The 25,429-nt window shown below is 69.2% G+C and carries 16 protein-coding genes and 1 tRNA gene; 11 read left to right on the forward strand and 6 right to left on the reverse strand.

The features are described 5' to 3' along the window. Nucleotides 1-53: 53 nt before the first annotated feature. Both H483_RS39095 and H483_RS24385 read right to left on the reverse strand, forming a co-directional pair. Nucleotides 54-3,824, reverse strand: coding sequence for a hypothetical protein (locus H483_RS39095; protein WP_152427869.1), 3,771 nt, complete (start codon nt 3,822-3,824; stop codon nt 54-56). A 298-nt stretch (nt 3,825-4,122) separates the two neighbouring features. Beyond that, nucleotides 4,123-6,468 carry a DEAD/DEAH box helicase gene (locus H483_RS24385; RefSeq protein ID WP_017835894.1) on the reverse strand — a complete coding sequence of 782 codons (2,346 nt, stop codon included), beginning with the start codon at nt 6,466-6,468 and terminating at the stop codon, nt 4,123-4,125. A gap of 191 nt (nt 6,469-6,659) precedes the next feature. On the opposite strand from H483_RS24385, the gene H483_RS24390 reads away from it, so the two are divergent. From H483_RS24390 to H483_RS24400, 3 genes are all read left to right on the forward strand, one after another. Further along, nucleotides 6,660-6,863, forward strand: coding sequence for a cold-shock protein (locus H483_RS24390; RefSeq protein WP_017835895.1), 204 nt, complete (start codon nt 6,660-6,662; stop codon nt 6,861-6,863). Between the two features lie 89 nt (nt 6,864-6,952). After that, nucleotides 6,953-7,540, forward strand: a complete 588-nt coding sequence (locus H483_RS24395; protein ID WP_031264588.1) for a hypothetical protein — start codon at nt 6,953-6,955, stop codon at nt 7,538-7,540. 63 nt (nt 7,541-7,603) lie between these two features. After that, nucleotides 7,604-8,401 carry an NRDE family protein gene (locus H483_RS24400; protein WP_017835897.1) on the forward strand — a complete coding sequence of 266 codons (798 nt, stop codon included), beginning with the start codon at nt 7,604-7,606 and terminating at the stop codon, nt 8,399-8,401. 76 nt (nt 8,402-8,477) lie between these two features. Here the strand turns inward: H483_RS24400 and H483_RS24405 are convergent, their stop codons facing one another. Both H483_RS24405 and H483_RS24410 read right to left on the reverse strand, forming a co-directional pair. Continuing rightward, nucleotides 8,478-9,548 carry a 2-oxoacid:ferredoxin oxidoreductase subunit beta gene (locus H483_RS24405; RefSeq protein WP_017835898.1) on the reverse strand — a complete coding sequence of 357 codons (1,071 nt, stop codon included), beginning with the start codon at nt 9,546-9,548 and terminating at the stop codon, nt 8,478-8,480. Nucleotides 9,549-9,572: 24 nt separating this feature from the next. Further along, nucleotides 9,573-11,504, reverse strand: coding sequence for a 2-oxoacid:acceptor oxidoreductase subunit alpha (locus tag H483_RS24410; protein WP_371204010.1), 1,932 nt, complete (start codon nt 11,502-11,504; stop codon nt 9,573-9,575). A gap of 623 nt (nt 11,505-12,127) precedes the next feature. Here H483_RS24410 and topA point away from each other — a divergent pair. Beyond that, on the forward strand, nt 12,128-15,094 hold the full coding sequence (gene topA, locus H483_RS24415) for a type I DNA topoisomerase (RefSeq protein ID WP_042329021.1): 2,967 nt from the start codon (nt 12,128-12,130) through the stop codon (nt 15,092-15,094). A gap of 171 nt (nt 15,095-15,265) precedes the next feature. Here the strand turns inward: topA and H483_RS24420 are convergent, their stop codons facing one another. Continuing rightward, entirely contained in the window at nt 15,266-16,849 is a 1,584-nt protein-coding gene (locus tag H483_RS24420; protein WP_017835901.1) for an adenylate/guanylate cyclase domain-containing protein, read from the reverse strand. A 71-nt stretch (nt 16,850-16,920) separates the two neighbouring features. Between H483_RS24420 and H483_RS24425 the strand changes: the two genes are divergently transcribed. The 6 genes from H483_RS24425 to H483_RS24450 all read left to right on the forward strand — a co-directional run bounded on the left by H483_RS24425 (nt 16,921) and on the right by H483_RS24450 (nt 22,580). Next, nucleotides 16,921-18,132, forward strand: a complete 1,212-nt coding sequence (locus H483_RS24425; protein WP_031264592.1) for a DNA polymerase III subunit delta' — start codon at nt 16,921-16,923, stop codon at nt 18,130-18,132. A 109-nt stretch (nt 18,133-18,241) separates the two neighbouring features. Beyond that, nucleotides 18,242-18,317 (forward strand) — tRNA-Thr (locus tag H483_RS24430). A gap of 73 nt (nt 18,318-18,390) precedes the next feature. Then, entirely contained in the window at nt 18,391-19,194 is an 804-nt protein-coding gene (locus tag H483_RS24435; RefSeq protein ID WP_017835903.1) for a crotonase/enoyl-CoA hydratase family protein, read from the forward strand. Between the two features lie 44 nt (nt 19,195-19,238). After that, on the forward strand, nt 19,239-20,450 hold the full coding sequence (locus H483_RS24440; RefSeq protein WP_017835904.1) for an acyl-CoA dehydrogenase family protein: 1,212 nt from the start codon (nt 19,239-19,241) through the stop codon (nt 20,448-20,450). Continuing rightward, nucleotides 20,447-21,598, forward strand: coding sequence for an acyl-CoA dehydrogenase family protein (locus tag H483_RS24445; protein ID WP_017835905.1), 1,152 nt, complete (start codon nt 20,447-20,449; stop codon nt 21,596-21,598). Before H483_RS24440 ends, H483_RS24445 begins: the two co-directional genes overlap by 4 nt. Before the next feature lie 106 nt (nt 21,599-21,704). After that, a complete protein-coding gene (locus tag H483_RS24450) occupies nt 21,705-22,580 on the forward strand; it encodes a hypothetical protein (protein WP_017835906.1) in 876 nt (291 codons plus the stop codon). Nucleotides 22,581-22,616: 36 nt separating this feature from the next. Here the strand turns inward: H483_RS24450 and H483_RS24455 are convergent, their stop codons facing one another. Next, nucleotides 22,617-23,465, reverse strand: coding sequence for an HNH endonuclease family protein (locus H483_RS24455; protein ID WP_371204008.1), 849 nt, complete (start codon nt 23,463-23,465; stop codon nt 22,617-22,619). A 100-nt stretch (nt 23,466-23,565) separates the two neighbouring features. Between H483_RS24455 and H483_RS24460 the strand changes: the two genes are divergently transcribed. After that, nucleotides 23,566-25,374, forward strand: coding sequence for a hypothetical protein (locus H483_RS24460; RefSeq protein WP_017835908.1), 1,809 nt, complete (start codon nt 23,566-23,568; stop codon nt 25,372-25,374). Nucleotides 25,375-25,429: the final 55 nt, after the last annotated feature.

Raw genomic sequence — 25,429 nt, forward strand, 5'->3', positions numbered from 1 at the left:
CAGATGCGAAGAGCCACACTTTCCCCCTCGACGGGAGCTTCGAGTAGCGCGGCTTAGTTCATCTTCACCTTCTTGCGGTCCGGCTTGCCACCTCGGGGCAACTCGATCCGGCCTTGGCCCTTCAGGCGATCGAGGACGGCCTTGAGGGAATCTGTGACAGTTACGTCAAACTCATGGCCCGGCCCGCCTTTAAAGCCCTCGTAGTCACCGCCAAGCAGGCCGAGGATCCGAAGAGAGTCGCTGTCGTCGAGCTTGTCACCCATTCTCGCGAGCTGCCACAGTACGACCTCCGGATCAGAGGCATGAGGCGCGACTTTTTCGATCTGATGCAACTGAATTTGAAACTTGGACTTGTGGGCGAATGAAGCCGCTTCGCGCAGCACTTCACTTTCCCCGTCTGCCGCGTAGTCTCCGATATTTGCGACAACCTTCTCCTTGATGGCTCTCGGGACTGTTGGTTCGCGAAGCACTGTCAGGACGTTTCCTTTAATAAGTTCGGGGGTCAGAAAGTCCTTGGCAGCCCATGAGATCGCGAAAGCCGTTGATACCGAAGACCAGCCGGCGGTCAAGAAGTGTTCGAACGTCTCGGCGGAGTCCGGCACAAGTCCGGCGCTTAAGAGGTAGGCGAGGAGGTCGTCTTCGGACGGTTGGATCGCGGTCAGCTCTATCGGGGCTAGTCGCGATTTCGGATCAAGTTGTTGAGCGAGCCGTACTCGGTCCTTGGATTCGATCAACTGGTGGGCGTTGAGAATTCGTAACCGCAGCGCGATAATATGATCGGACTCTGCGTCCTCCAGGCCTTCTATTCGGACCGATGCCTCCGGTTCGACTAAGAGGACCTTGGCGAGGTTTGCTTCCACCCCAAATTCCGTCACATACTCGTGCAGATTTGCAGCGCAAGGTGCGATCAGTCGAGCCGCGGCAATCGCTGGCCAAGAGTCCGTGGCGACCGCAGTTATGTCGGGGAGCGCTGCCGCCGGGGAGGTCAATTCCAGTACCGCGGACAACTGGTCGCCGGTCCACGTCTCGTACTGCTCCTGGATCGTTGCGCTTAGGACATCGGCGCTGAGAACTATGTGATCAGTTGGTCCGTCCCCATTCACTGCCCCAAGGTAACCGTCGATATCCTCGAGGCATCGCCGCCAGATGTCCTCATCCTCGCTGATCCGGTCCAGCGTGACGGCTTCTTCGCTGCCGAGCCCGAGTGCGGCGCGGAGGTTCGCAGCCGTCAGTTCGTACATTCCTGCCTCTACTACTCGTCGGCGCACCGGGGCGGACAGAGGCTGAAGGGTGGGAACGATCATGCCTATGCGGCGGATGAACCCCATTGCGACATCGGTATTCTTCTCGCCGAGGTCAGCGGTGAAGGTCGTCAGCTTCCGGTAGCGGTCGGCGATCAACGCGCGCGCCTCATTGCCGAGCTCGTATTCGCTGGCATCGGCAGTGCTCAGCAGCGCAGCATCGACGAGCCCACTCAAGGTATTGTCGTCATCGATGGCGCCTTCACGCGCCAGATGGTCAAGTATGCCGCTCCAGGGGTGCGCTGCTAGCAGTCCGACCAAGTCTTGCTTTCGCGAGTTGGAGTCGTTGAGGTAGGCGTCTAGGAACGCCCTGCTGTCATCGCCGGGTTCTTCCGCCAGGAACCTCACGACCTCCGCAGCCTTTTGGGGCTCACTCTCAAGAAGGCTGTCGACTACTTCGATGTTCAGTGCACTTCGCGACCGGGTGAAGTCGTCCGGCGCCTGCTCAAGTATGTTTTGCACCGCGTTCTTAGTCTCGAAAGGGAGATGGATATCCATTTCATTCGGCCAGACGCAGTTCCGGAAGAAGTTTGCCACGTCGACGCCGAGGAAGTCACCGTAGAAGACTGTCGAGTACTCGGCGTAGTACCTGGTCAGGTGTCCGGTGAGCACCAAGTCACGAGCGAGCTGAGACGGCATAAGGGTGTTCACCCAGTGGATGAATGACGGTTCAACGTTTTCTCCGAATGTCCGCCCTGCCAGTGTGGAAAAATCCGCGCCTCGAAGCACGGCGATTTTGTGATCGAAATCCTCTCGTTTGGCGTCTAGTTCATTGTCGCACTGACCCCACCGCAGGGGATTCATCACCTCGGGGAATAAATCGGACAATTGGCCACTATTGATTACAGGTTTGGATTGTTGGCCCCCCAGAGTTGAGGTCAACTCTAATTGCATAGCGCCAGACTCCGCAACGGCCCTCCAGAGATCCGAGGTGTGGACGGTGTCTGCGGCAAAAGGTTGCCTACCAACTCTAATTTTTCTAATGGTCTGCCCCATAGTGGTCGCTAAAAAACTGAGTCGGGCGCCGAGAATCTGAGAAACCTCATCCTGCGCGCTTTGAAAATGGTGCCCTCGAAGGAGTTCGTACTTGCCCTTTCGAAAACTCTCGATGAGCTGATCTACTAGGTCCCGACGCTTGCGTTCGAGTTCGTCCAGTGCGCTGCCCCGGTGAGGCAGATTCTCAAAATCGGCCAGATGGAAATTCTTATAAACGACGAGAGCGAACAGGTTGTCTGCGGTCAGGCCCGGAGCACGGTCCTCGTCCTTAATCCACAACAGTCTCTGGGCAAAGACCACGAACTCATTTCGAATATTGAGTAACAGGCGCATGTCGGTTGCGTGGCGGGCGACAATATTGAGCAGCCCGCGGCTGATCTCCGTCCCCTGAGACAATTTTATCTTTTCCATCTCCGCGCTTAGCAAGTCGCGCGCGTTGCTGTGGGAGAGAAACGGCACTACGGGTATGACAACCTCAAAAAACTTCGTCCGATTCGCGCGCTCGACAGCCACCTCAGCGGCATCACGATGCTTCTTCTCGACCAGCTGTCTAGCCTCTGTGGGCTCATCCTCCACCGTCTGTTCCGGCGTCGACGACTTCGCTTGCTTTCGGCCCTTGTCCTGTGGTTCCTCGCCCAACTTGTCAAATAGACTGTCTTTGATCGCGTAAATGAAACGGAGTGGCTGTTTCCGGTGCTGCCATTGGGCAGACGCATTTATCAACGTATTGAGCTCGCGCAACGAGTCGAAAATCTGAGGGTCATCAAACCGGTCCAGGTCTTCGAAGGCAACTATGTCGGGTTCCGTGGCGTCGAAGAACGCAACAATTTCATCTAGATATTCGTCGAAGTAGGATTCCGGCTGCTTGTCAAAAGAGATTGATGTGCCCCCGGTTGAGAATTGTGAGACGAGCCGGTTTCCAATCGTCCAGCGAACTGCCCACGCGGCACCCACCACTAGAACGCAGAACGCAACGGCCGATAGGGCGGCATGACCACTTCCGAAAGATTCTGGATCCGGTCGGACTCCGAAGAGCCAGAGTAAGCCAAAGACCATGCCTCCGACTAGCGCGGCATCCCGCAAAGTTCGCCACCAGTTCGGATCTTGTTTTCGGGCGAATCGCGAGTGTCGGATCTCGCCGGGCTTGGCCCGATAGACCAGTTGCTTCACCAACTCCTTCTGGATTCTGTTGGTCAGGGCTTCGCTGTCGTCTGGGCCTAGCGTGTTGATACTGATTCGCAGCGTCTGCTTTTTTTCCTTGATCTGGCCACGGAGGAACTCGTCAAGGATGCTCGATTTTCCTGATCCGTAACGACCGGTCAGGGCGATGTTTCGGTTTCTCGGCTCTGCGACAGCGCGTTCGAGGTGGTAGACGTACGGGGCGTGCTGCTCTTTGATGTACTGGGGAGCGAGTGTCCTTAGCGTTACTGCGGCCCCTCCTGCTGGTCCGTTAGAGTGTGCAGGAGTGGGGTACGAGGAATCCGTGGCGGAGCCTGCACCTCTTCTGCTAGGTCGGTTGTTTAGCATGGTTCAAGTGTCCCTTATGGGTCGGACACTCCACATCAGGATGGCTTGGGAAATGCGCGAACGGTTAACGCTCTTGCGGCCCCGCACTGGGAGGCCATAGCATGTTTGAGCTGGATTGCAGGGCGAATCTAGAGCTTCGATGCGCTGGCTACTTCAAGGGCCATATAGCGCGTTCACCGGCGGGCGCCGTCGCCCTGTTGTGAACATCGGCGATCGAGTACTCCATCGGGACGATCGCAGTGGCGACGGGCAGCATCGCAGGTGCATGAAGGTCGAGTCAGGCAGAGTCGGTATCTAACTATTTGGATCCCCTCTCGCCTGACGCGGCCAGCTGCCCAACCACCTCAGTCAACAGCGCGATCGCGCCGGGTTTGGAGAGCGGGTCGTTGCCGTTCCCGCACTTGGGGGACTGGATGCAGGAGGGGCAGCCGGTCTCGCACTCGCACGAGCGGATGGCGTCCAGGGTCGCCCGGAGCCACGAGGTCGCGCGCCGGTATCCGCGTTCGGCGAAGCCCGCGCCGCCCGCGTAGCCGTCGTAGACGAACACCGTGGGCAGTCCCGTGTCCGGGTGCAGGGCCGTCGAGACGCCGCCGATGTCCCAGCGGTCGCAGGTCGCGACCAGAGGGAGCAGGCCGATGGCCGCGTGCTCGGCGGCGTGCAGCGCGCCCGGCCAGTCCGCTTCCTCCAGCCCGGCGACCCGCAGCAGCTGCGGGGTCAGGGTGTACACCACCGCCCGGGTGGCCAGGACGGTCTCGGGCAGGTCCAGCGGCGTCACGTCCAGGATCTCCCCGCCACGCAGGCGCCGCTGGTATCCGGTCACGCGTGCGGTCACCTCCACCTCGGCGTAGGACAGCGTCACCGGCCCGGCGGAGACCGATTCCAGCGTCTCGATCAGGTCGATCGACACCTGCTCCCGGGCCGAGGTGGTCCACTCGGGTTCCTCCGGCCGGCACAGCGCGAGCCCGTCGTCCAGGTTCAGCTCGTCCACCACGAAGGACTCTCCTTGGTGCAGGTACAGCGCCCCCGGGTGGACCTGGGACCGGGCCCGGACCGAGTCGATGGTCCCGAGCATCCGGCCGTCCACGGCGTCGACGATCACCACCTCGGCCCCGCCGGTCCCGCGGATGTCGACCTCCGTGTGCGGGGTGTGGTCGTCCGCTGCGGGGTACCACCCCACGGGTCGGCGCCGGACCAGCCCCCGCGCGGCCAGTTCCTCCAGGACCTCCGTGGCGCCCCAGGCGCGGGCCTCGTCGTGCGTCATTGGCCTCTCGCTCACCGCGCACCGCAGTTGCCCGGCCAGAAGGACGGGGTTGCGGGGATCGGTGACGGTGGCCTCGACCGGCCTGCCGAGCAGCGCCTCCGGGTGGTGGACGAGATAGGTGTCGAGCGGGTCGTCGCGGGCCACCAGGACCACCAGCGCACCCTGCCCCCGTCGACCCGCCCGGCCCGCCTGCTGCCAGAACGAGGCGATGGTCCCCGGGAACCCGGCGCTGACCACGGCGTCCAGTCCGGAGATGTCCACACCCAGTTCGAGCGCGGAGGTCGAGGCCACCCCCACCAGGTCCCCCTCGGCCAGGCCGCGTTCGAGTCGTCGTCGGTCCTCGGCCAGATACCCGGCGCGGTAGGCGGCGATCCGCCCGGCCAGCTCCCGGCCCCGCTCACCGTGATCGGAGACTAGGCGCTCGCGCGCCCGCAGCGCCGTGGACTCGGCCCCCGCCCGGGAGCGCACGAAGGTCAGCGTTCGCGCGCCCTCGGCCACCAGCCCGGCCATGAGGGTGGACGCCTCGACGGGCGCCGGCCGCCGCACGGGGGCCCCGTTCTCCCCGGAGAGCCCGTCCATGAGCGGGGGCTCCCACAGTGCGATGGTCCTGCCACCCTGGGGTGAGGCGTCGTCGGTCACCTCCACGCAGGGGCGGCCGACCAGGGTGCTGGCGGCCGCGCCGGCGTCCGAGGTGGTGGCGGAGGCCAGGATGAACGTCGGGTCGGCCCCCAGCGCCCGGGCGAGCCGGTCGAGCCGCCGCAGGATCAGGGCGACGTTGGAGCCGAACACGCCCCGGTAGGAGTGACATTCGTCGACGACGACAAAGCGGAGCCCCCGCAGGACACGCGTCCACTGGCGGGACCGGCCGAGCACCGACAGGTGGAGCATGTCCGGGTTGGTGACGATCCAGCGGGAGTTCTCGCGGATCCACGGGCGGGCGTCGGTCGGGGTGTCCCCGTCGTAGGACGCGGGTGTCACGTGGGCGAGCCCGGGCACGGCGTCCACCAGTGACACGACCGACGACAGCTGGTCCTGGCCCAGGGCCTTGGTGGGGGAGAGGTACAGCACGCAGGCCCCCCGGTCCGCGGCGAGCGCGCTGAGCGCGGGCAACTGGTAGCCGAGTGACTTGCCGGACGCGGTGCCGGTGGCCACCACGACGTTGCGACCCGCGTGCGCGTGCTCGGCGGTGGCCACCTGGTGGGCCCAGGGCCGGTCGACGCCCCGACCGCGTAGTTCGTCGACCAACCCCGGGTGGGCCCACGCCGGCCAGTCCGCATACCGGGCCTCGCGGGCGGGCAGGTCGACGGTGTGGGTGACTGGTGACGGCCCGGACGGCAGGTGCTCAAGCAGGTGGCCCAGGAGTTCGCGTCCGTACGTCGTCACCCCTCGACGGTAGAGGGCGACCCGGCCGGGTGAGGACCCGGCGGCGACCAGTTCACCCGGGCCGGGTCTCGTGGTGTACTTATCGCGGTCGTCGCTATCGCCCGCGGGCTCCTCACGGGCGATGGGTCTACCCGACCCACGTGGACGTCCCGGGGGTCGCACCAGGCAGTACGGAAAAGGAACGCATCACCATGGCACAGGGCACCGTCAAGTGGTTCAACGCGGAGAAGGGCTACGGGTTCATCGCCCCGGAGGACGGCTCCGCCGACCTCTTCGTCCACTACTCCTCCATCGAGGGCACGGGCTTCAAGACGCTCGAGGAGAACCAGCGCGTCGAGTTCGAACTCGGCGAGGGCCAGAAGGGCCCGCAGGCCCAGGAGGTCCGCGCCATCTGAGGCGCCACCGTCCCTGATCGACGAGGCCCCCGCCGCAAGCGCGTCGGGGGCCTCGCCGCGTGTCGGGGGCCGGCCGTAGGCTCGGGCCCGTGACGCAGCTGTCGTTCTTCGCCGCCGACGAGCACGTCCCCGAGCCGACCGACCTCGAGGGCGCGCTCGCCGCCCGTGGCCAATCCACCCTCGCGGGGGCCCTCGCGCAGGTCTCCGTGGCGCTCGACGCAGCGTGGCGCGCGGACGCCCTCGTCGCGTTACTCACGGAGGCCGGACTCGACCCCGTCCGCTCGGCGGCGGGCCCGGACGGCCGGTGCACCGTGTCGACCGCGCGGACCGCGGTCCTCGTCCCGTTGGTGCGACGCTGGCGGCGGGGTGCCGTGACCGCGGTGCCCGAGGGGTGGACCCCGTCGGCGGGAGCGCTGCGGGTCTGGTTCCTCACCGCCGGCCGCATCACCGCTGCCGGCGCGATCGACCTGGGACTCGACCCCGGGGTGGAGCATCACGCCCCTCGGCGGGCCGCACTCGCGGAAGCGCTGGCCAGGGCCGGGATCCGCGCCACCTACGTCGGCCCCCGGGGCGACGGGCCCCTGCTGCGGCTCGGGACGGCCCGCGCCCGCGCCAGGCTGGCCCAGACCCTCGGCGCCGCGCCCCCCGGGGTGCCGCCGGGGGCCTGGCCGGGCTGAGCAGACGGGCGCAGGAGTCGGGAGGCGGGGCCCCGGTGTTGCGCCCGGAAATCCGGTGGTGAAGTGTTCGATGCCATGTGCATGCTCGTCATCGCCCACCGGGTCCACCCCCGGTACCCGCTGGTGCTGGTGGCCAACCGGGACGAGGTCCACGACCGCCCCACCGAACCCCTGCACGAGTGGACCCCCGACAGGGAAGGGGTCGGCGGCATCCTCGCGGGCCGCGACGTCACGGCCGGCGGGACGTGGCTCTCGCTGGCCGCCGGGGCGCGGCTGGCGGCGGTAACCAACGTCCGGGAGGGTGGCCGCGAGCGCCCGGCGACCGCATCCCGGGGTGAGCTTCCGGTCGACGCGCTCACCGGGCCGGTCCCCGTGACCGGGTTCGCCCGGCACGTCGTCGACGATCTGGGCCGATACGGGCCGGTCAACCTCCTGGCCGGCGACCTCGAGGAGATGTGGTGGGCCTCCAACCGCTCAGGTCGGGGGCCGATCCAGTTGGGTACCGGGGTCCACGGGCTGTCCAACGCGGCGCTGGACACCCCGTGGCCCAAGGTCGTCGGGGCGGTGCGCGACGTCACGGCACTGATGGGGACCGAGGCACTCACGGGTCAGGACTGGTCGGGCCCGCTGCTGGACCTGCTCGCCGACCGGAGCAAGGCGCCGCTCCGGCACCTGCCGCGCACGGGGGTCCCGCTCTGGCACGAGTGGCGTCTGTCGTCGCGGTTCGTCCGGATCGGCCGGTGGTACGGGACCCGGTCGACGACGGCGGTGCGGATCGACCACCACGGCACGGCCGACGTGGTCGAGCGCACCTGGGACGCCCGGGGACGCGTCGCGGGGACGGTCACCACGAGGATCTGAGTGGATCGCAGATCCGTGTGGTGACCGTCCCCGGGAGACGATCGCGTCGGTGCGTGGGCTGCTGCCCGTGGTTGTTCTAACCCACGGTCCAGGTGTTGCTGCCGTCGAGCAGGGCCTGGAGGTCCGACGGTGCGGTCTCCTTGGCGGCGGCGACCTGGGCACGGGCCTGGTCGTCGTAGGTCTCGCGCTGGACCTGCCGGATGATACCGGTGACGGTGTACTCGAGGTCCTGGCTGGACAGGTTCGCCAGCGCGTGCGCGTAGGAGGGGTCCTCGGCATGGGCGTCGTGGACGATGATGTCGGCCTCGTCGACCTCGGCGGTCGTCGCGACCTTGAGCGAGAACCCGGAGCGGACCACGCAGTGCTGGCCCTCGTCGCCGAAGATGATCTTCTCGCCGTGGCGCACCGGGATGAGGTGGTTGCCGGCGTCCTCCTTGCGCAACAGGTCGAACGAGCCGTCGTTGAAGATCGGGCAGTCCTGCAGGATCTCCACGAAGCTGGTGCCGCGGTGACGAGCGGCGGCGTCGAGGACCTCGGTCAGGCCCTTGCGGTCCGAGTCCAGGGCGCGGGCCACGAAGCTCGCCTGGGCGCCGAGCACCAGGGACAGCGGGTTGAACGGGTGGTCCAACGAGCCCATGGGGCTGGACTTGGTGACCTTGCCCGCCTCCGAGGTGGGAGAGTACTGGCCCTTGGTCAGCCCGTAGATCCGGTTGTTGAACATCAGGATGTTGAGGTTGACGTTCCGGCGCAGGGTGTGGATCAGGTGGTTGCCGCCGATCGACATGGCGTCACCGTCACCGGTGACCACCCACACCGACTGGTCGGGGCGAGCGGTGGCGAGCCCGGTCGCGATCGCCGGGGCGCGCCCGTGGATCGAGTGCATGCCGTAGGTCTCGAGGTAGTACGGGAAGCGGCTGGAGCAGCCGATCCCGGAGATGAACGTGATGTTCTCCCGCTTCAGACCGAGCTTGGGCAGCAGGGCGCGGATGGTGGCCAGGATGACGTAGTCACCACACCCGGGGCACCACCTCACCTCTTGGTCCGAGGTGTAGTCCTTGGGCTTCTGCGGGGCGTCGCTCTTGGGTACGGAGGCCAACGCGTCCAGGGGCAGCGGGCTGCCGACGAGTCCGGTTTCGGTGGTGGTCATGGAAATCCTCTCCTCGCTCGCGGGTCAGCGGGTTCGGTTGGCGGTGGTGGTGCCGGTGGCGGTGTGGCCGATCCGCCGGTGACGCGCGGCGGGCTCGCCGGTCGTGGTGATGACCCCGTCGAGCGCCAGCCGGTACTTGTCGTGCTCGGTGTGGGTGAGCCGACCGGCGAACTCCGCCTCGATGGCGGTCTGCAGTTCCTCGGCCGAGAACGCCATGCCGTGCACCTTGGTGATGGGCTGGATCTGCGCCGGGAAGCGGGCCTTGAGCAGCATCGCGAGCTGGCCCAGGTTCATCTCCGGGACGAGCACCCGGTGGTACCTGGCCAGCACCTCGCCGATGTTGTCCGGCAGCGGGTTGAGGTGCCGGACGTGCGCACGGGCCACGCGGTGGCCGTTGGCGCGGGCGCGACGGACCGCCTCACCGATGGGGCCGTAGGACGATCCCCAGCCGACCACCAGGACCTCGGCCTCGCCGGACGGGTCGTCGACCTCGAGGTCGGGCACGTCGATGAGCGCGATCCGCAGGGCCCGGGTGCGGGTCATGAGGTCGTGGTTCTCCGCCGTGTAGGAGATGTTGCCGGTGCCGTTGGCCTTCTCCAGACCGCCGATGCGGTGCTCGAGACCCGCCTCGCCCGGGATCGCCCAGTCGCGCGCGAGCGTCTCCGGGTCGCGGGCGTACGGCAGGTAGTCGCCGGCGGCCTCGGTGTCACCGTCGGCGCTGGTCGCGGGCGCGGTGGCGAGGTTCTTCTCGATGGCCGGCAGGGCGGCCACCTCGGGCAGCAGCCACGGCTCGGAGCCGTTGGCGATCGCGCCGTCCGACAGCACGATGACGGGGGTGCGGTAGGTGACCGCGATCCGCGCCGCCTCGCGGGCGATCTCGAAGCAGTCCGAGGGCGACTGCGGGGCGATCACCGCGACGGGAGACTCGCCGTTGCGGCCGAACAGCGCCTGCAGCAAGTCCGACTGCTCGGTCTTGGTGGGCAGCCCGGTCGAGGGTCCGCCGCGCTGGACGTCAATGATCACCAGCGGCAGCTCGGTCATCACGGCCAGGCCGATGGCCTCGGACTTGAGCGCCAGACCGGGGCCGGAGGTCGAGGTGACCCCCAGCGCCCCACCGTAGGACGCACCGAGGGCGGCACCGATTCCGGCGATCTCGTCCTCCGCCTGGAAGGTGGTCACGTCGAACTGCTTGAGCTTGCTCAGCTCGTGCAGGATGTCCGAGGCCGGCGTGATGGGGTAGGTGCCCAGGAAGACCGGCATGTCCGCCGACTTGCCCGCGGTGACCAGGCCGTAGGCCATCGCCGTGTTACCGGTGATCTGGCGGTAGCGGCCCTTCGGGAGCTGGGCCGGCTGGATCTCGTACTCGGAGGCGAACGCCTCGGTGGTCTCGCCGTAGTTCCAGCCCGCCCGCAACGCCAGCAGGTTGGCCTGCAGGATCGTCGGCTTCTTCTTGAACTTCTCGCCGAGGAAGGACTCGATCGAGTCGACCGTGCGGCCGTACATCCAGGTGAGGAGGCCGAGCGCGAACATGTTCTTGCAGCGCTCGGCGTCCTTCTTGCCGACGTCCACGGACTCGACCGCACCGATGGTCAGCGTGCCCATGGCCACCTCGTGCACCTGGAACGCCTCGAAGGCGGGGGAGCCGAGCGGGTTGGACTCGTAGCCGACCTTGGTGAGGTTGCGCTTGGTGAACTCGTCGGAGTTGACGATGAGGATGCCACCGGAGGGCAGGTCGTCGATGTTCGCCTTGAGCGCGGCCGGGTTCATCGCCACCAGCACGTCGGGGCGGTCCCCGGCGGTGAGGATGTCGTAGTCCGCGATCTGGATCTGGAAGCTCGACACCCCGTGGATCGTGCCCTGGGGGGCGCGGATCTCGGCCGGGTAGTTGGGCTGGGTCGCCAGGTCGTTGCCGAAGGCGGCCGCCTCCGAGGTGAACTGGTCACCGGCGAGCTGCATGCCGTCACCGGAGTCGCCCGCGATGCGGATGACCACCTTGTCCAGCTTGGTCTTGGACGCATTGCCCACCGGTGCTGACCTCCGTTGTCGTTGAGATGATCGGGGCTGCTCATGACTCCCGTACGGCCACCGACGGTACGCGGGTTCGGGCACGACTCGCCGCCCCGACGGAATTGAAAAACAGTAACACGTTCCAGTTCGGTGTGGTTCCCGCTTGCGTTCACCATAGACCGGTCTGTCTATCGGTGCCAATCCGGCGACGTTCCGATCGCCGTCATGCTGCTCGTCCCGGGTGTCCGTAACCGGGGACGACGACGAGCCGACCCGGTGCGACGCGTGACAGATATATAAGGATGCGGCTGTGCGCCTCCCCGGGCCGGCGCGCCGCTCCCCGCGCCCCCCTCCGCGTCGCGCTCCGGGGCACCTCCGCATGGGGGAGGAGTCGATCGGGGCGGGTGCCCGTGCGCCGCTCGGGGGCGGGCCGGCGTCGAACGCGACTCTTCCGAAGCGCCCCTGGCCTGGTATGAATTCTCATAGACAGGCCCCGGCACGCGTACCGTATCCGGGACCGGAGGTCGGTGGCACACGTCGCCGACGGATCAGCGCAGGTTGGGAGCGGTTCAGTGGCGAGCAAGCAGACAGCATCGGGCGGAAAGCGGAGCCTGGTGATCGTCGAGTCCGCCACCAAGGCCCGCAAGATCCAGCCCTACCTGGGGTCCGACTACGTGGTCGAGGCGTCCGTCGGGCACATCCGAGACCTGCCCAAGGGGGCCGCCGACATCCCGGCCAAGTACAAGAAGGAGCCGTGGGCCCGGCTCGGCGTGGACCCGGAGCACAACTTCGAGCCGATCTACGTGGTGAGCGCGGACAAGAAGAAGAAGGTCTCGGAGCTCAAGAAGGAGCTGGCGGGCGTGGACCAGCTCCTGCTGGCCACCGACCCGGACCGCGAGGGCGAGGCGATCGCCTGGCATCTGCTCGAGGTGCTCAAGCCCAAGGTGCCGGTCAAGCGGATGGTGTTCCACGAGATCACCAAGCCGGCGATCCTCGCCGCCGCCGAGAACACCCGCGAGCTGGATACCGACCTGGTCGACGCTCAGGAGACCCGCCGGATCCTCGATCGTCTCTACGGCTACGAGGTCTCCCCCGTGCTGTGGAAGAAGGTCATGCCGCGGCTCTCCGCCGGGCGCGTGCAGTCCGTGGCCACCCGCGTGATCGTCGAGCGCGAGCGGGAGCGCATGGCGTTCGTGGCCGCCGACTACTGGGACATCACCGCGACCCTGACCACGCGCGAGGCCGCCGGCGGCGACGCCGGTGAGCCGCGCAGCTTCACCGCCCGCCTCGCCGCGGTGGACGGTGCCCGGGTGGCGCAGGGGCGCGACTTCGGCCAGGACGGTCGACTCAAGACCTCCGGCGCGGCCAAGGACGCGGTGGTGCTCGGCGAGTCCGCGGCCCGCGCGTTGTCGGACGCGCTGGACGGTGCGGACTTCGTCGTCGACTCCGTGGAGTCCAAGCCGTACACCCGCCGCCCTTACGCGCCGTTCATGACCTCGACGCTGCAGCAGGAGGCCGGTCGCAAACTGCGCTACACCTCCGAGCGCACCATGCGTATCGCGCAGCGTTTGTACGAGAACGGCTACATCACCTACATGCGCACCGACTCCACCACCCTGTCCGAGGGCGGCATCGCGGCCGCCCGCGCGCAGGCCACGGAGCTGTACGGCAGCGAGTACGTCTCGCCCACCCCGCGTCAGTACACCCGCAAGGTCAAGAACTCGCAGGAGGCGCACGAGGCCATCCGCCCGGCAGGGGAGTCCTTCGCCACCCCCGGGCAGCTGCACAGCGTCCTGGACGCCGAGGAGTACCGCCTGTACGAGCTCATCTGGCAACGCACGGTCGCCTCCCAGATGGCGGACGCCAAGGGCACGTCGGTGAGTATCCGCATCATGGGCGCCGCGGGACAGAACCCGTCCGGGTACGAGCGGGCGACCTTCGCGGCCTCGGGCCGCACCATCACGTTCCCCGGCTTCCTCAAGGCGTACGTGGAAGCGGCCGAGGAGTCCAGTGAGTCCTCGGACAAGCCGATGGCGGACGACGCCGAGCGGCGGCTGCCGCGCCTGAGCGAAGGGCAGGACCTCACGGGGTCGGACCTGTCCGCCGACGGCCACACCACCAGCCCGCCGGCCCGCTATACCGAGGCGAGCCTGGTCAAGGTCATGGAGGAGATGGGGATCGGCCGCCCCTCGACCTACGCCAGCATCATCCGCACCATCCAGGACCGCGGGTACGTGTACTCCCGGGGCAACGCGCTCGTGCCCAGCTGGGTGGCCTTCGCGGTGGTCGGACTGCTCGAGCAGAACTTCGGTCGACTGGTGGACTACGACTTCACCTCGCTCATGGAGGACGAACTCGACGAGATCGCCGAGGGGCGCGAGAACCGGGACGACTGGCTGCGTCGCTTCTACTTCGGGGACGGTGGGTCCGGGGACGCGGGCCACGCGGTCGGGCTCAAGAACCTCATCGACGTCAACCTCGAGGCCATCGACGCCCGCAGTATCAACTCCATCCGGGTCTTCGACGACGCCGAGGGCCGACCGGTCCACGTCCGTGTCGGGCGGTACGGCCCGTACCTGGAGCGCATGGTCGACGGGGAGAGCGGTGAGCGGGAGTCGCAGCGGGCCAACCTGCCGGAGGGGATGAGCCCGGACGAACTCACCCTCGAGGTCGCGGAGAAGCTCTTCGCCACCCCGCAGGACGGGCGTCCCCTCGGTGTGGATCCGGAGACCGGTCACGAGATCGTGGTCAAGGACGGTCGCTTCGGGCCCTACGTCACCGAGAAGCTGCCCGAGCCCACCGACGAGGAGAAGGCACGGTGGGCGAAGAAGGTGCTCGCCGACGCCGAGGCGGAGAAGAAGCAGATCGACGCCGAGCGCGACGCCGCGGTCGCCGCCGCGGAGAGCGACGAGGCCAAGGCCGAGGCCAAGAAGGCGGCGACGAAGGCCAAGTCCGCCGTGACCCGCAAAGCCAAGAAGGAGTCCGACAACCCCACGGGCCCCAAGCCGCGGACCGGATCGCTGATGCAGTCCATGGAGCCGGCCACGGTCACGCTGGAGGAGGCGCTCAAGCTGCTGTCCCTGCCGCGGGTCCTGGGCGTCGACCCCACGAGCGGCGAGGAGATCACCGCGCAGCTCGGTCGGTACGGTCCCTACCTGAGGAAGGGCACCGACTCGCGGACCCTGGACACCGAGGACGCCGTGTTCACCATCACTCTCGAGGAGGCCCTGAAGATCTACTCGGAGCCCAAGCGTCGGGGTCGGCAGGCCGCCGCGCCCAAGGCGCTGCGCGAGATGGGGGTCGACGAGGTCTCGGGCAAGCAGATGCTGGTCAAGGACGGGCGCTTCGGGCCGTACGTCACCGACGGCGAGTCGAACGCGTCGCTGCGTAAGGGCGACACCGTCGAGACGCTCACCGACGCGCGCGCCTCGGAACTGCTGTCCGAGAGGCGGGCCAAGTCGCCGCCGCCCAAGAAGACCGCGGCGAAAAAGGCCCCGGCCCGGAAGTCGCCGGCCAAGAAGGCCGCCGCCGGGCGCTGACCCGACCGTGCGGGGCGCCCCACGGCGTCACACCTCCGCGGTTGGCGGACCTCGCCACCAACTTGGCGGACAGAATCGGCGCTCAGGGCCCTCTGGTCGCGAACCGATGTCCGCCAACCGCGAACCGATGTCCGCCAACCGCGAACCGAAGTCCGCCAACCGCGGGGCGGCTCAGGCGCCGGCGGCCTCGACTCCCTCGACGGTGGGGCGCAGCGCGACCTTGCCCGACTGCCACCGGTCCGCGAGGGTCGGCCGCAGGGGTCTGGCCAGCTGCGTCATGATTCCGCGGCCCCGCAGCTCGACGCTGCGACCCAACACCCACCTCGCGGCTTCGGGCGCATCCGCGTTGCGGATCGCCGCCGCCGACGCCAGGACGTGCCCCTGCTCCGATTTGGCCAGGGTGGTCAACCGCGCGGCCTCGTTGACCGGGTCGCCGATCACGGTGTATTCGAAGCGCTTGGCGTGACCGATGTGGCCGGCGATCACCGTGCCGTAGGAGACCCCGATCCCCGCCGACAGCGGGGAGAGACCCGCGAGTTGGCTCTGTAGGGCGCGAGCGGCCCGCAGTGCCCGCCCCGCCTCGTTCTCCACCTCCAGGGGCGCGCCGAAGACGGCGAGAAGTGCATCACCCTGGAACTTGTTGATGTAGCCGCCGTTGGAGTCGACGGCCTCCACCGCGATGCGGAAGAACTCGTTGAGCACGGCGACGACCTCGGCCGGCTCGTGTGCGGCGGCGAACTCCGTCGAGCCGGTGAGGTCGACGAAGAGCACCGCGACCTGCTTCTCCTGGCCCCCGAGCTCCGTCCCGCGTTCGAGTGCGTGGCGTGCGACCTCCTCGCCGACATAGCGACCGAAGAGGTCCTGGATCGCCTCGCGCTCCTGGAGACCGGTCACCATCTCGTTGAAGCCCTGACCCAGTCGGCCGATCTCGGAACTGTCGTAGATCGTGACGCGGGCCTCCAGATCTCCCTTCTTGACCCGCCCGACGCCCGCCTGCATCTCGCGGACGGGATCCGCGATGGAGTCCGAGACCAGGCCCATGCCGATCGCGCCCGCGATCACGGCGACGCTGGCCATCACCGCGAGGGCGACGAGGATGTGTTCCGGCTCGTCGCCGAACAGCCCGACCCACTGCCCGGTGAGGATCAGCAGGATCCCGGCGACGGGGATGACGGTGGTGAGAGCCCAGCCCAGGAAGATCCGACGGCGCACCCCCGGCACGTGCCTGTTGGCGGGCACGCCCCGAGCGAGGGCGCGGACGGTGATCGGCCGCATGATCCGCTCGGCCTGGAGGTAGGAGATGAGGCAGGTCGTGGTCCCACCGAGGATGCTCGTCACGCCCACGACCAGGGCGAGCCGGGGGGAGTGGCCCACGTTGGCGACGACGAAGACGATTGTGCCGACCAGCCACATGGTGCCGGAGATGAGCGCCTGGTGGAACGGGAGTTTCAGGGCCCGTTTGCGGATCGCCCCGCCGAACTCCTCACCGGAGCGGTCGACCCGCAGGACCGGGAGCAGGAGCAATGTCGAGGCGATCACCCCGCCCACGAACGCGAGCACCAGATAGCCGATGAACAGGTACTGGTTGAGGAACCGGAACTGCTCCAGGTCGAGAAACCGGTCCATCGGCAGGACGAAACGCAGGAACGCGAAGACGAACACCGCGCCGATGATGTTGGCCTGCACCATGGTGAGGGCATAGACGGGCCAGGGAGTGGCCCACAGCCACCGGAACAGCCTGACCCATCGCTCCATTGGCCCAAGGGTAGTCCCAGCCCCCGTCACGGGACCGTAGGTGTGACGGACAGCGGCGATATGGTGGGGCCATGCCAGGGGTGTTCGATCGGTTGGCCGGACAGGCCGACGTGGTGGCGGAGCTGACCGCCGCGGCGTCGGCCGCGCGTGCGCGGGTCCCCGGCCAGGGGTGGGATGAGGCGGACGCGCGAATGGTCCACGCGTGGCTGTTCACCGGCCCGCCGGGCAGCGGCCGGAGCGTCGCCGCCATGTGTTTCGCCGCCGCGTTGCAGTGCGAGCACCCGGAGATCGTGGGCTGTGGGGAGTGCCGGTCCTGTCACACCGTCCTGGCGGGGACCCACGCCGATGTCCACCTCCTGGCTCCGCAGGGGGTCAACATCCTCCTCAAGGACGTCAAGGAGACCATCCACCGCGCCGCCAGCCGGCCCAGCACCGGGCGCCGGCAGATCGTCGTGGTGGAGGAGGCGGACCGGCTCACCGAGCAGTCCGGTAACGCCCTGCTCAAGGTGGTGGAGGAGCCGCCGAGCCGCACGGTCTTCCTGCTGTGCTCGCCCACGACCGACCCGATGGACATCATGGTCACGCTGCGGTCCCGCTCGAGGAACGTGGCCCTGCGCCAACCCGACGCGGCCGCCGTCGAGGCCGCGCTCCTCGCCGGCGGGGGGATCGATCCGGATCGGGCGAGGTGGGCGGCGGCCGTCTCCTCCGGTCACATCGGCCGCGCGAGGTGGTTGGCCACCGACGAGGCCACGCGTGAACGCCGGGACGTGGTGTTGGAGCTGCCCATGGTGATGCACAATCCCGGTCGGGCCTTCCCGCTGGCGGACCGGTTGGTCAGCGCGGCCGAACAGGAGGCGCTGGCCCGCAACACCCCGAACGATGAGCGTGAGGTGGAGGAACTGCGCACCGCGATGGGTGTGGGCGGGACCGGAAAGGGCGCCGTCGCGGCGGGTCGGGGCGCCGCGGGGGCCGTCAAGGAGTTGGAGAAGGCGCAGAAGTCGCGGCGGACCCGCTCCACCCGCGACTCGCTGGACCTCGCTTTGGTCGACCTCGCGGGCTTCTACCGGGATGCGCTCATGGCCGGACTCGGCGTCGCCGACATCGCCCCGGTGCACCCGGACAAGGCCGAGGAGTCGGCGCGCCTCGGGGGGCACTATCCGCCGGCGTCCGTGCTGGGGGCCATCGAGGCCATCCAGGAGTGCCGGGCCGCCATCGAGGTCAACGTCAAGCCGAAGTTCGCGGTCTCGGCGATGGTGGGGGCGATACGGGAGGCGTTGGGCTGAGGCGGCAGGGCAGGCGCGTGCCCCCGGGCGGGGCGTCCACCACAGGGTGCCAGGCGTTTTCCGACCGCGAGGGCCGGTCATATATAGTTGCCTCGCCCCACAAGGGCTCGCCGCGTTAGCTCAGTCGGTAGAGCATTTCACTCGTAATGAAAAGGTCGTCGGTTCGATTCCGACACGCGGCTCCATCAGAACCCTCTGACCCCCGTCCCCTCTGGCCGGGGGTTCTCACGTATCAGCCCCTCGATGAGAAGGATTCCCATGACCTCTCAGCCACTGGTGGTCGAGCGAGCCGACCACATCGAGACGTGGACGCTCAACCTGCCGGAGACCCGCAACGCCATCTCCGACCCGGCGATCGTCGACGCACTGTGCGCCCGGGTGGCGGTGGTCAACGCTGATCACGACGTCCGGGCCGTCGTGCTCACCGGCGCGGGGTCGGCGTTCTCCGCCGGCGGCAACGTCAAGAACATGGTCGACAGGACCGGGATGTTCGGCGGCAGCCCCTACGAACTCCGCGACGGGTACCGCACCGGCATCCAGCGGATTCCGCGCGCGCTGTACCACTGCGAGGTGCCGGTGATCGCGGCGGTGAACGGGCCCGCCGTCGGGGCGGGGTGCGACCTGGCGGTGATGTGCGATCTGCGGGTGGCCTCGACGAAGGCGTGGTTCGCCGAGAGTTTCGTGCAGCTCGGGATCATCCCGGGCGACGGCGGCGCGTGGCTGCTGACCAAGGCGATCGGCCCCGCGCGAGCGGCGGAGATGGCGCTCACCGGCGACCGGGTGAAGGCCGAGCAGGCCGCCGCGTGGGGCCTGGTCAACGAGGTCGTGGAGCCCGAGGAACTGCTCCCGGCAGCCCGAGCACTGGCCGGCCGGGTGGCCAAGAACCCGCCGCACGCGGTCCGGATGGCCAAGCGTCTGCTCCGCGAGTCACAGCACCAGTCGCTCGAGTCACTGCTCGAGCTCTCGGCGGCGATGCAGGCACTCGCACACCACACCGCCGACCACCGCGAGGCCCTCACCGCGTTCGGGGAGAAGCGCGCGGGGGAGTACGAGGGTCGCTGAGCCGCTGACCTACCATCACCACACGCCCTCCAAAAGGAGCACCGATGAGCTCTGCACTGGTTCCCCCGACCACCCTGGCGACGGCGGAGATGGACGCCCTGCGGGCAGAGGTGCGGTCGTTCCTGTCGGGGGAGATCGCCGCCGGTCGGCTCACGCCGTGGATCGATACGTGGCTGACGAGGTGGGATGAGGACTTCACTCGTCGGCTCGCCGAGCGGGGCTGGGTGGGGATGACGGTCCCGACCGAGTACGGCGGACGGGGACGCTCTCACCTGGAACGTTTTGTCGTCACCGAGGAACTCCTGGCCGTGGGGGCACCGGTCGCCGCGCAGTGGGTCGCGGATCGGCAGATCGCGCCGTCGTTGCTGCGATACGGGACTCAGGAGCAGAAGCGTGAGTTCCTGCCCCGGATCGCGGCGGGCGAGTGTTGCTTCGCGATCGGCATGAGTGAGCCGGACTCCGGGTCGGACCTGGCCAGTGTGCGGACGAAGGGTGTCCGTGTCGACGGCGGCTGGTCGATCACCGGGACCAAGGTGTGGACGTCCGGTGCGCAGCACGCCGAGGCATTCATCGCGCTGGCGCGCACCGAGCCCCTGGACACCTCACACCGTCATGCGGGGCTGAGTCAGTTCATCGTCGACCTGCGCAGCGAGGGTGTGACGATCCGCCCGATCGTGTCCCTGTCGGGTGACCATCACTTCAACGAGGTGGTGCTGGACGAGGTGTTCGTCCCCGATTCCCGCGTCTTCGGCGCCCTGGGCAACGGGTGGGAGCAGGTCAATTCCGAGTTGGCGTTCGAGCGCAGTGGTCCCGAGCGGTTCCTGTCCTCCTTCCGCCTGCTGGCCGCGGAGATCGGGGCCATCGCCGAGGGGCGCCTGCCCGCCCGGACGGACCTGGGTCGTTCGGTCGCGCGGATGGCGGGGCTGCACGCCCTGAGTCAGAACATCGCCGGAGCGCTCCAGCGCGGGGAGCCGGCGGACACCGCGGCGGCCCTGGTCAAGTTGCTCGGCACCACCACCGAGGGGGACATCGTCGAGGCGGTCTCCGCCCGGTTCGGGGACGAATTCACCCCCCGTGCCAGTGACAGTGACGGTGCCGGTGACGGAGAGGGTGACGGTGACGGTGGGGCGGCGGCCGCGTCCGAGCTCGCCGATCTGCTCCGTGCCGGGCTGCACCAGCGGCCCGGCTTCACTCTGCGGGGTGGCACCAACGAGATTCTGCGCGGCGTGATCGCGCGGGGACTGGGGATGCGATGAACACGGCGAACGCAGCGAACGCAGCGAACGGGGCGACCGGTGAGGCCGCGGAGACCGCCGAGAGCGCGGGCCTTGAGATCGACGAGGACCTCGAGTCGATGATGGCCGGCGTGCTGGCCCAGTTCTCGGGCCCCACCGTGGAGCCCGATCCGTCTGCCGTGTGGCGGTCCCTGTCCGAGGTGGGGGTCGGCCGACTGACCGCGCCCGAGGACGGCGGGGGCAGCGGTGCGGGCTGGGCCGAGGCCGCCACGTTGCTGCGGTTGTCCGCCGCCGCCGGAGTCGCGGTCCCGTATGCGGAGACCGACCTCGTCGTCGGTCCCGTGCGCCGCGCCGCGGGCCTCGATGACTCCTGCGCCGGTACGGCGACCCTCGCCGTTCTCGGTCCCGACGGCCGCGCCCGTCGGGTGGCATGGGCGGGGGCGACCGACACCATCCTCTTTGTCCGCAGGTCGCCGGCCACCGGCGGCGACGGGCCGGGGTTCGAGGTCGCCGACGTCGAGACCGTCAGCGCGCAGATCACGCCGCGCGACGGCATCTCCGCGGTGCCGCTCGGGGACGTCGTCCCGCCCGAGGACGCGGGCTGGACCGCGGTCGAGTCCGCCGCGGTGGAGTCGGCGGTGTTGCGCGGCGCGCTCGCCCGGGCCGTGCAGTGTGTGGGGGCCGCGGAGGGGATGCTCGAGTCGGCGATCGCACACTCGTCCGAGCGGAATCAGTTCGGTAGGGCGTTGGCGAAGTTCCAGTCCGTGCAGAACCTCGTCGTCGACATTGCCGCGGAGACCGTCCTGGCCCGCGCCGCGGTCGACCAGGCCGTCGCCGACGCGATGGTCACCGGCCTCACCGGGCCGCTGTCGGGGTTCCGGGTGGCGGTGGCCCGCAGTGTGGCCTCGCAGGCCGTCGCGGTCGCGGTGCGCAACGCCCACCAGGTGCACGGGGCGATCGGCACCACGCGCGAGCACACCCTGCATCGCCTGACCCTGCCCGCGGTGCAGTGGCGCGGTGAGTTCGGGTCGGCGGCTTTCTGGGACGCCGTGCTCACCGACGCCGCGCTCGCCGGCGGGATGGACGGCGCCTGGCCGATGGTCACCGAGGGCACCACCGTCGAGGGCGCCGCCGCGGCGTGGCTCGACCGGGTCACCCTCGGCGAATAGGGAGTGGGACGGACCCCGGCCGCCCGGTCCCCCGACCCCGGCGGCCACTGACCGGCGGGACACATTCTCGGTACGCTCGGTCAGTAGTACCGAGAAAGGTCGACCCGTGGAATTCCTCCTCATCGCCGCAGTGATCGCGGTGGCCGTCGCGGTGGTCTCCCGCAGCCAGAACAACGGTCAGACGCAGCTCCAGGCGCACGACAACCGCCACCTCGAGGACCATCGGGCCGAGGCCTCGCGATGGGTCGAGCGCCTCGGAGGTCAGGTGTTCAACCTCGACGGCACCGACGAGGCCTCCAAGCAGGCCATGGCCGACGCGTCCGAGCGCTACACCGCGGCCGTGACCGAGCTCGAGAACGCCCGCACGCCCGTCCAGGCGCGGTTGGCCAAGGACACTGCGATCGAGGGCCTCTACTACGTGCGTGCCGCCCGGTCGGCGATGGGCCTGGACCCGGGCCCGGAGCTGCCCACGACCGACGGCCAGGAACGCGCCGGCCGGGTGACCGAGGACCGGACCGTCGAGGTCGAGGGTCGCACGATGACCGCCGCGACCGAGCCGAGCGACAAGACCCCGCACTACTACCCCGGCGGTGTGGTCGCCGGACGGCCGGTCCCGGCCGGGTGGTACTCCGAGCCGTGGTGGGCCTCCGCCCTGGCGACTGGCGTGTGGATGATGGGCTCGATGATGATGTTCAACATGATGTTCGCCGGTATGGCGGGTGTCGGGTACTCCGGAGAGGACTTCGCCGCCGGAGTCGGCGAGGGCGGCGCGGACGTCAGTGACATGGGGGGCGGCGACGGCGGCGAGGGCTTCTTCGACGGCGGGCTCATGGGCGGCGACGGCGGCGACGCAGGCGGCGACGGGGGAGGGTTCTTCGACGGAGGATTGTTCGGCGGCGACGGCGGTGGAGACGGCGGCGGTGGCGGGTTCTTCGACGGCGGCCTGTTCGGCGGCGACGGCGGCGGGTTCTTCGACTTCTGACCAGGGCGACCAGGGTGACCAGGCCCGCCGGCCGGGTCAGGGGCAGCCGGCCAGGACGCGCTCCATGGCCTCGTGCTCGGCGTGGGTCACCCACAGGCCGTAGCGCTCCTTGACCAGGATCTGCCGCGCGATCATGGGGCAACGGAACTCGCGACGCGGGGGCAGCCAGGTGGCCGCGTCACCGTCGCCCTTGCTCTGGTTGGCGTGACCCGCCACCGCCAGCAGATTGAGCGGATCGTTGGCCAAATCCCGACGCTGCTCGAGGGTGAGTTGCTGGGCGCCCTTCTGCCACGCGTCCGACAGGGCCACCACGTGATCGATCTGCACCGCCGACGAGGTGTCCTGCCCCCGCACGAACTCGATCCGCTCCCCGGTGTAGGGCCCGTACAGGACCCCGGTGAGCACAACGCAGTCCCGGGTCCCCGGACGCACGGTGATGTCCTGCAGATCGCGCCGCAGGATGTCGTTGCGCGTATCGCACCCGTTGCGGCCGAACTCCACGGAGACGTCGTCCGACCACGCCTGGCCGAACAGGGCACGGTCGTACCCGGTCTTGGGGGCGCGCCCCTTGATCTCCAGCTGGGGCAGGGCCATCCGGGCGGACGCGACAAGCGGATCCCCCGACGGGGCGGCCTCGGGTGGCGCGGGCTCGAACGGGATGGGCTCGGGCGCCCCCGGTTCGGGGCCGGGCGGGGCCGCCGGGTCCGACACCGGCGGAGGGGGCGGTGGGGCCAGTGACGACGACGAGACGGGCATTCCGACCCCGCCGCCCGTGACCTGCTCGAGATCCGCGCACCGACCCAGCCCCGCCAGAACGAGGACGGCCATCACCGATACCACCGTGACGCGAGTGGTTCGGGTGGCCCTTGAGGTCCGTGATGCCATGCACGCACTGTAGCGACACCGTCCGACACCGCCCCGCACCGTCCGACACCGCCCCGCACCGTCCGGCACCGCGCCCGCCCGCCCGGTTACGCTGACGCCGATGCCGCCCGAGACCGACACCAAGCCGACCGCCCACGCCCCGGCGCGGGGCCTGGTCGCGGCGTGCGCGGTCGTCGTCGTGGCCTTCACCGCGCTCCGGACCTGGGTGGCGGCCGCGGGCTGGTTCTACTGGGACGACCTGATCCTCCACGGCAAGGCCGCCGCGCACCGTCTCCCCGACCCCGGCCTGCTCTTCGCCGACCACGACGGCCACCTGATGCCCGGGGGGATGGCGCTGGCCTGGGTCGCGGCACACGTGGCCCCGCTCGACTTCCGTCTCCCGCTGGTGCAGATCGCGGTGCTCCAGCTCCTCGCCGGCGCGGCGCTCGCCCGGATGCTGTGGGTGCTGCTGCGGGGGCGGCCGGTGCTGCTGGTCCCGCTCGTCGCGACCCTCGCGATCCCCCTCGGGCTCCCGGCCGCCACCTGGTGGGCGGCAGCACTCAACGCACTGCCGCTCTCGGCCGCGATGGCGTGGGCCGTGGCGTCGACGATCCGGCTGGCCGAGACGGGGCACCGCAGGCACGCGGTGGGCGCGGTCCTGGCCACCGCGGTGGGCCTGCTGTTCGTGGAGAAGGCCGTCCTCATCCCCGTGGTGTCGGCGGCCGTCCTGGTGGGCTGGTGGTGGGTCGGCCGGAGCGGGTCGGCGTCACCCCGTGCGATCTGGCGGCGGACGCGGACGGCCTGGGCCGCACAGGGAGCCGTGCTCGTGGTGTGGGCGGCGGTCTTCGTCGTCGTCGTCGGCCGTCTCGGTGGCCGGGGCACGTTCGGCGAGGTCGAGGGCACGCGACCGGGGTTTCCGGCCCTGGTGGACCACACCTACCGCCTGGCGGTCATCCCGACCCTGGGGGGCGGGCCGTGGCGGTGGGACCGGTGGCACCCCGGGCCGCCCATGGCGGACCCTCCGCTGGCCGCCGTCCTCCTCGGCGCCCTGGCGTGTGCCGGCGTGTTGGCGTGGTCTCTGGCCACCCGCAGCCGCACCGGGCCCGTCTGGCTCGCGGTCGCGCTCTACCCGCTCCTGTCGGTGGTCCTGGTGGCGGTGGGGCGGGCGGGGCCGGACACGGCAGCGGAGATCGTCCAGACCCTGCGGTACCACGCCGAGATGCCGCTGGTTCTGGCGGCGGCCGCCGCGCTGGCGTTGTCGGCGCCCCGGCGGGGGAGCGCGGCGACCGTCCGCCTGGTCACGCCCGCCGGAGCGGTGGCCCTCGTCGCGCTGCTCGTCTCCTCGGCGGTCTCGACCCACACCTACCGGCAGACCTGGGCCGACCAACCGTCCCGCGACTACGCCCTCCCGCTGCTCGAGGCCCTCCGGGAGCGCAGCGCCCCCCTGTTCGACCAGGACCTGCCGCTCGAGGTGCTCCTCCCCGTCACCTCACCGGCCCACCGGCTGTCGTCGGTCCTCGCGGGTGTCCCCGGGATCCCCCCGGTCGCCGCGTGGACGACCGACCCGGTCCTCATCGACGCCCTGGGCGCCCTGCATCCGGCCGAGGTCGCGGCCCTGCGGACGATCCCGCAGGGGCCCGAGCCCGGGTGTGGGTACAGGGTGGGCAGCGACGGGGCTCGGATCCCCGTCGACGGGCCCCTGATCGACCGGGACTGGATCGTCCAGCTCAACCTCTTCGCCGACTCGGACGGTGAGGTGGGCGTCCGGCTCGACGAGGGATCCGAGGTGACGGCCCCGGTGTCGGCGGGCCTGGGAACGGTCTTCGTCCGCGTCGAGGGAGGGGGGACGGGGCTGACCGTCTCCCCGCGCGGGGGCGTCTCGGAGCTGTGCATCGGCAGCGGACCGGTCGGAGTCCTCGTGCCGCGCTGAGGGCGGCGGGGTGGGTGGCCCATAATGGGTCGGACCGGATGAGGACGACAGGGAC

Source organism: Dietzia sp. UCD-THP, assembly GCF_000349585.1.
Classification (GTDB): Bacteria; Actinomycetota; Actinomycetes; order Mycobacteriales; family Mycobacteriaceae; genus Dietzia; species Dietzia natronolimnaea_A.

Bases quoted from the DNA above. Each gene is read 5' to 3' on its own strand.
- H483_RS39095 (WP_152427869.1), bottom strand. From the start codon at position 3,824: ATGCTAAACAACCGACCTAGCAGAAGAGGTGCAGGCTCCGCCACGGAT.
- H483_RS24390 (WP_017835895.1), top strand. From the start codon at position 6,660: ATGGCACAGGGCACCGTCAAGTGGTTCAACGCGGAGAAGGGCTACGGG.
- H483_RS24405 (WP_017835898.1), bottom strand. From the start codon at position 9,548: ATGACCACCACCGAAACCGGACTCGTCGGCAGCCCGCTGCCCCTGGAC.
- H483_RS24410 (WP_371204010.1), bottom strand. From the start codon at position 11,504: ATGCAGCTCGCCGGTGACCAGTTCACCTCGGAGGCGGCCGCCTTCGGC.
- H483_RS24420 (WP_017835901.1), bottom strand. From the start codon at position 16,849: ATGGAGCGATGGGTCAGGCTGTTCCGGTGGCTGTGGGCCACTCCCTGG.
- H483_RS24425 (WP_031264592.1), top strand. From the start codon at position 16,921: ATGCCAGGGGTGTTCGATCGGTTGGCCGGACAGGCCGACGTGGTGGCG.
- H483_RS24435 (WP_017835903.1), top strand. From the start codon at position 18,391: ATGACCTCTCAGCCACTGGTGGTCGAGCGAGCCGACCACATCGAGACG.
- H483_RS24440 (WP_017835904.1), top strand. From the start codon at position 19,239: ATGAGCTCTGCACTGGTTCCCCCGACCACCCTGGCGACGGCGGAGATG.
- H483_RS24445 (WP_017835905.1), top strand. From the start codon at position 20,447: ATGAACACGGCGAACGCAGCGAACGCAGCGAACGGGGCGACCGGTGAG.
- H483_RS24455 (WP_371204008.1), bottom strand. From the start codon at position 23,465: ATGGCATCACGGACCTCAAGGGCCACCCGAACCACTCGCGTCACGGTG.
- H483_RS24460 (WP_017835908.1), top strand. From the start codon at position 23,566: ATGCCGCCCGAGACCGACACCAAGCCGACCGCCCACGCCCCGGCGCGG.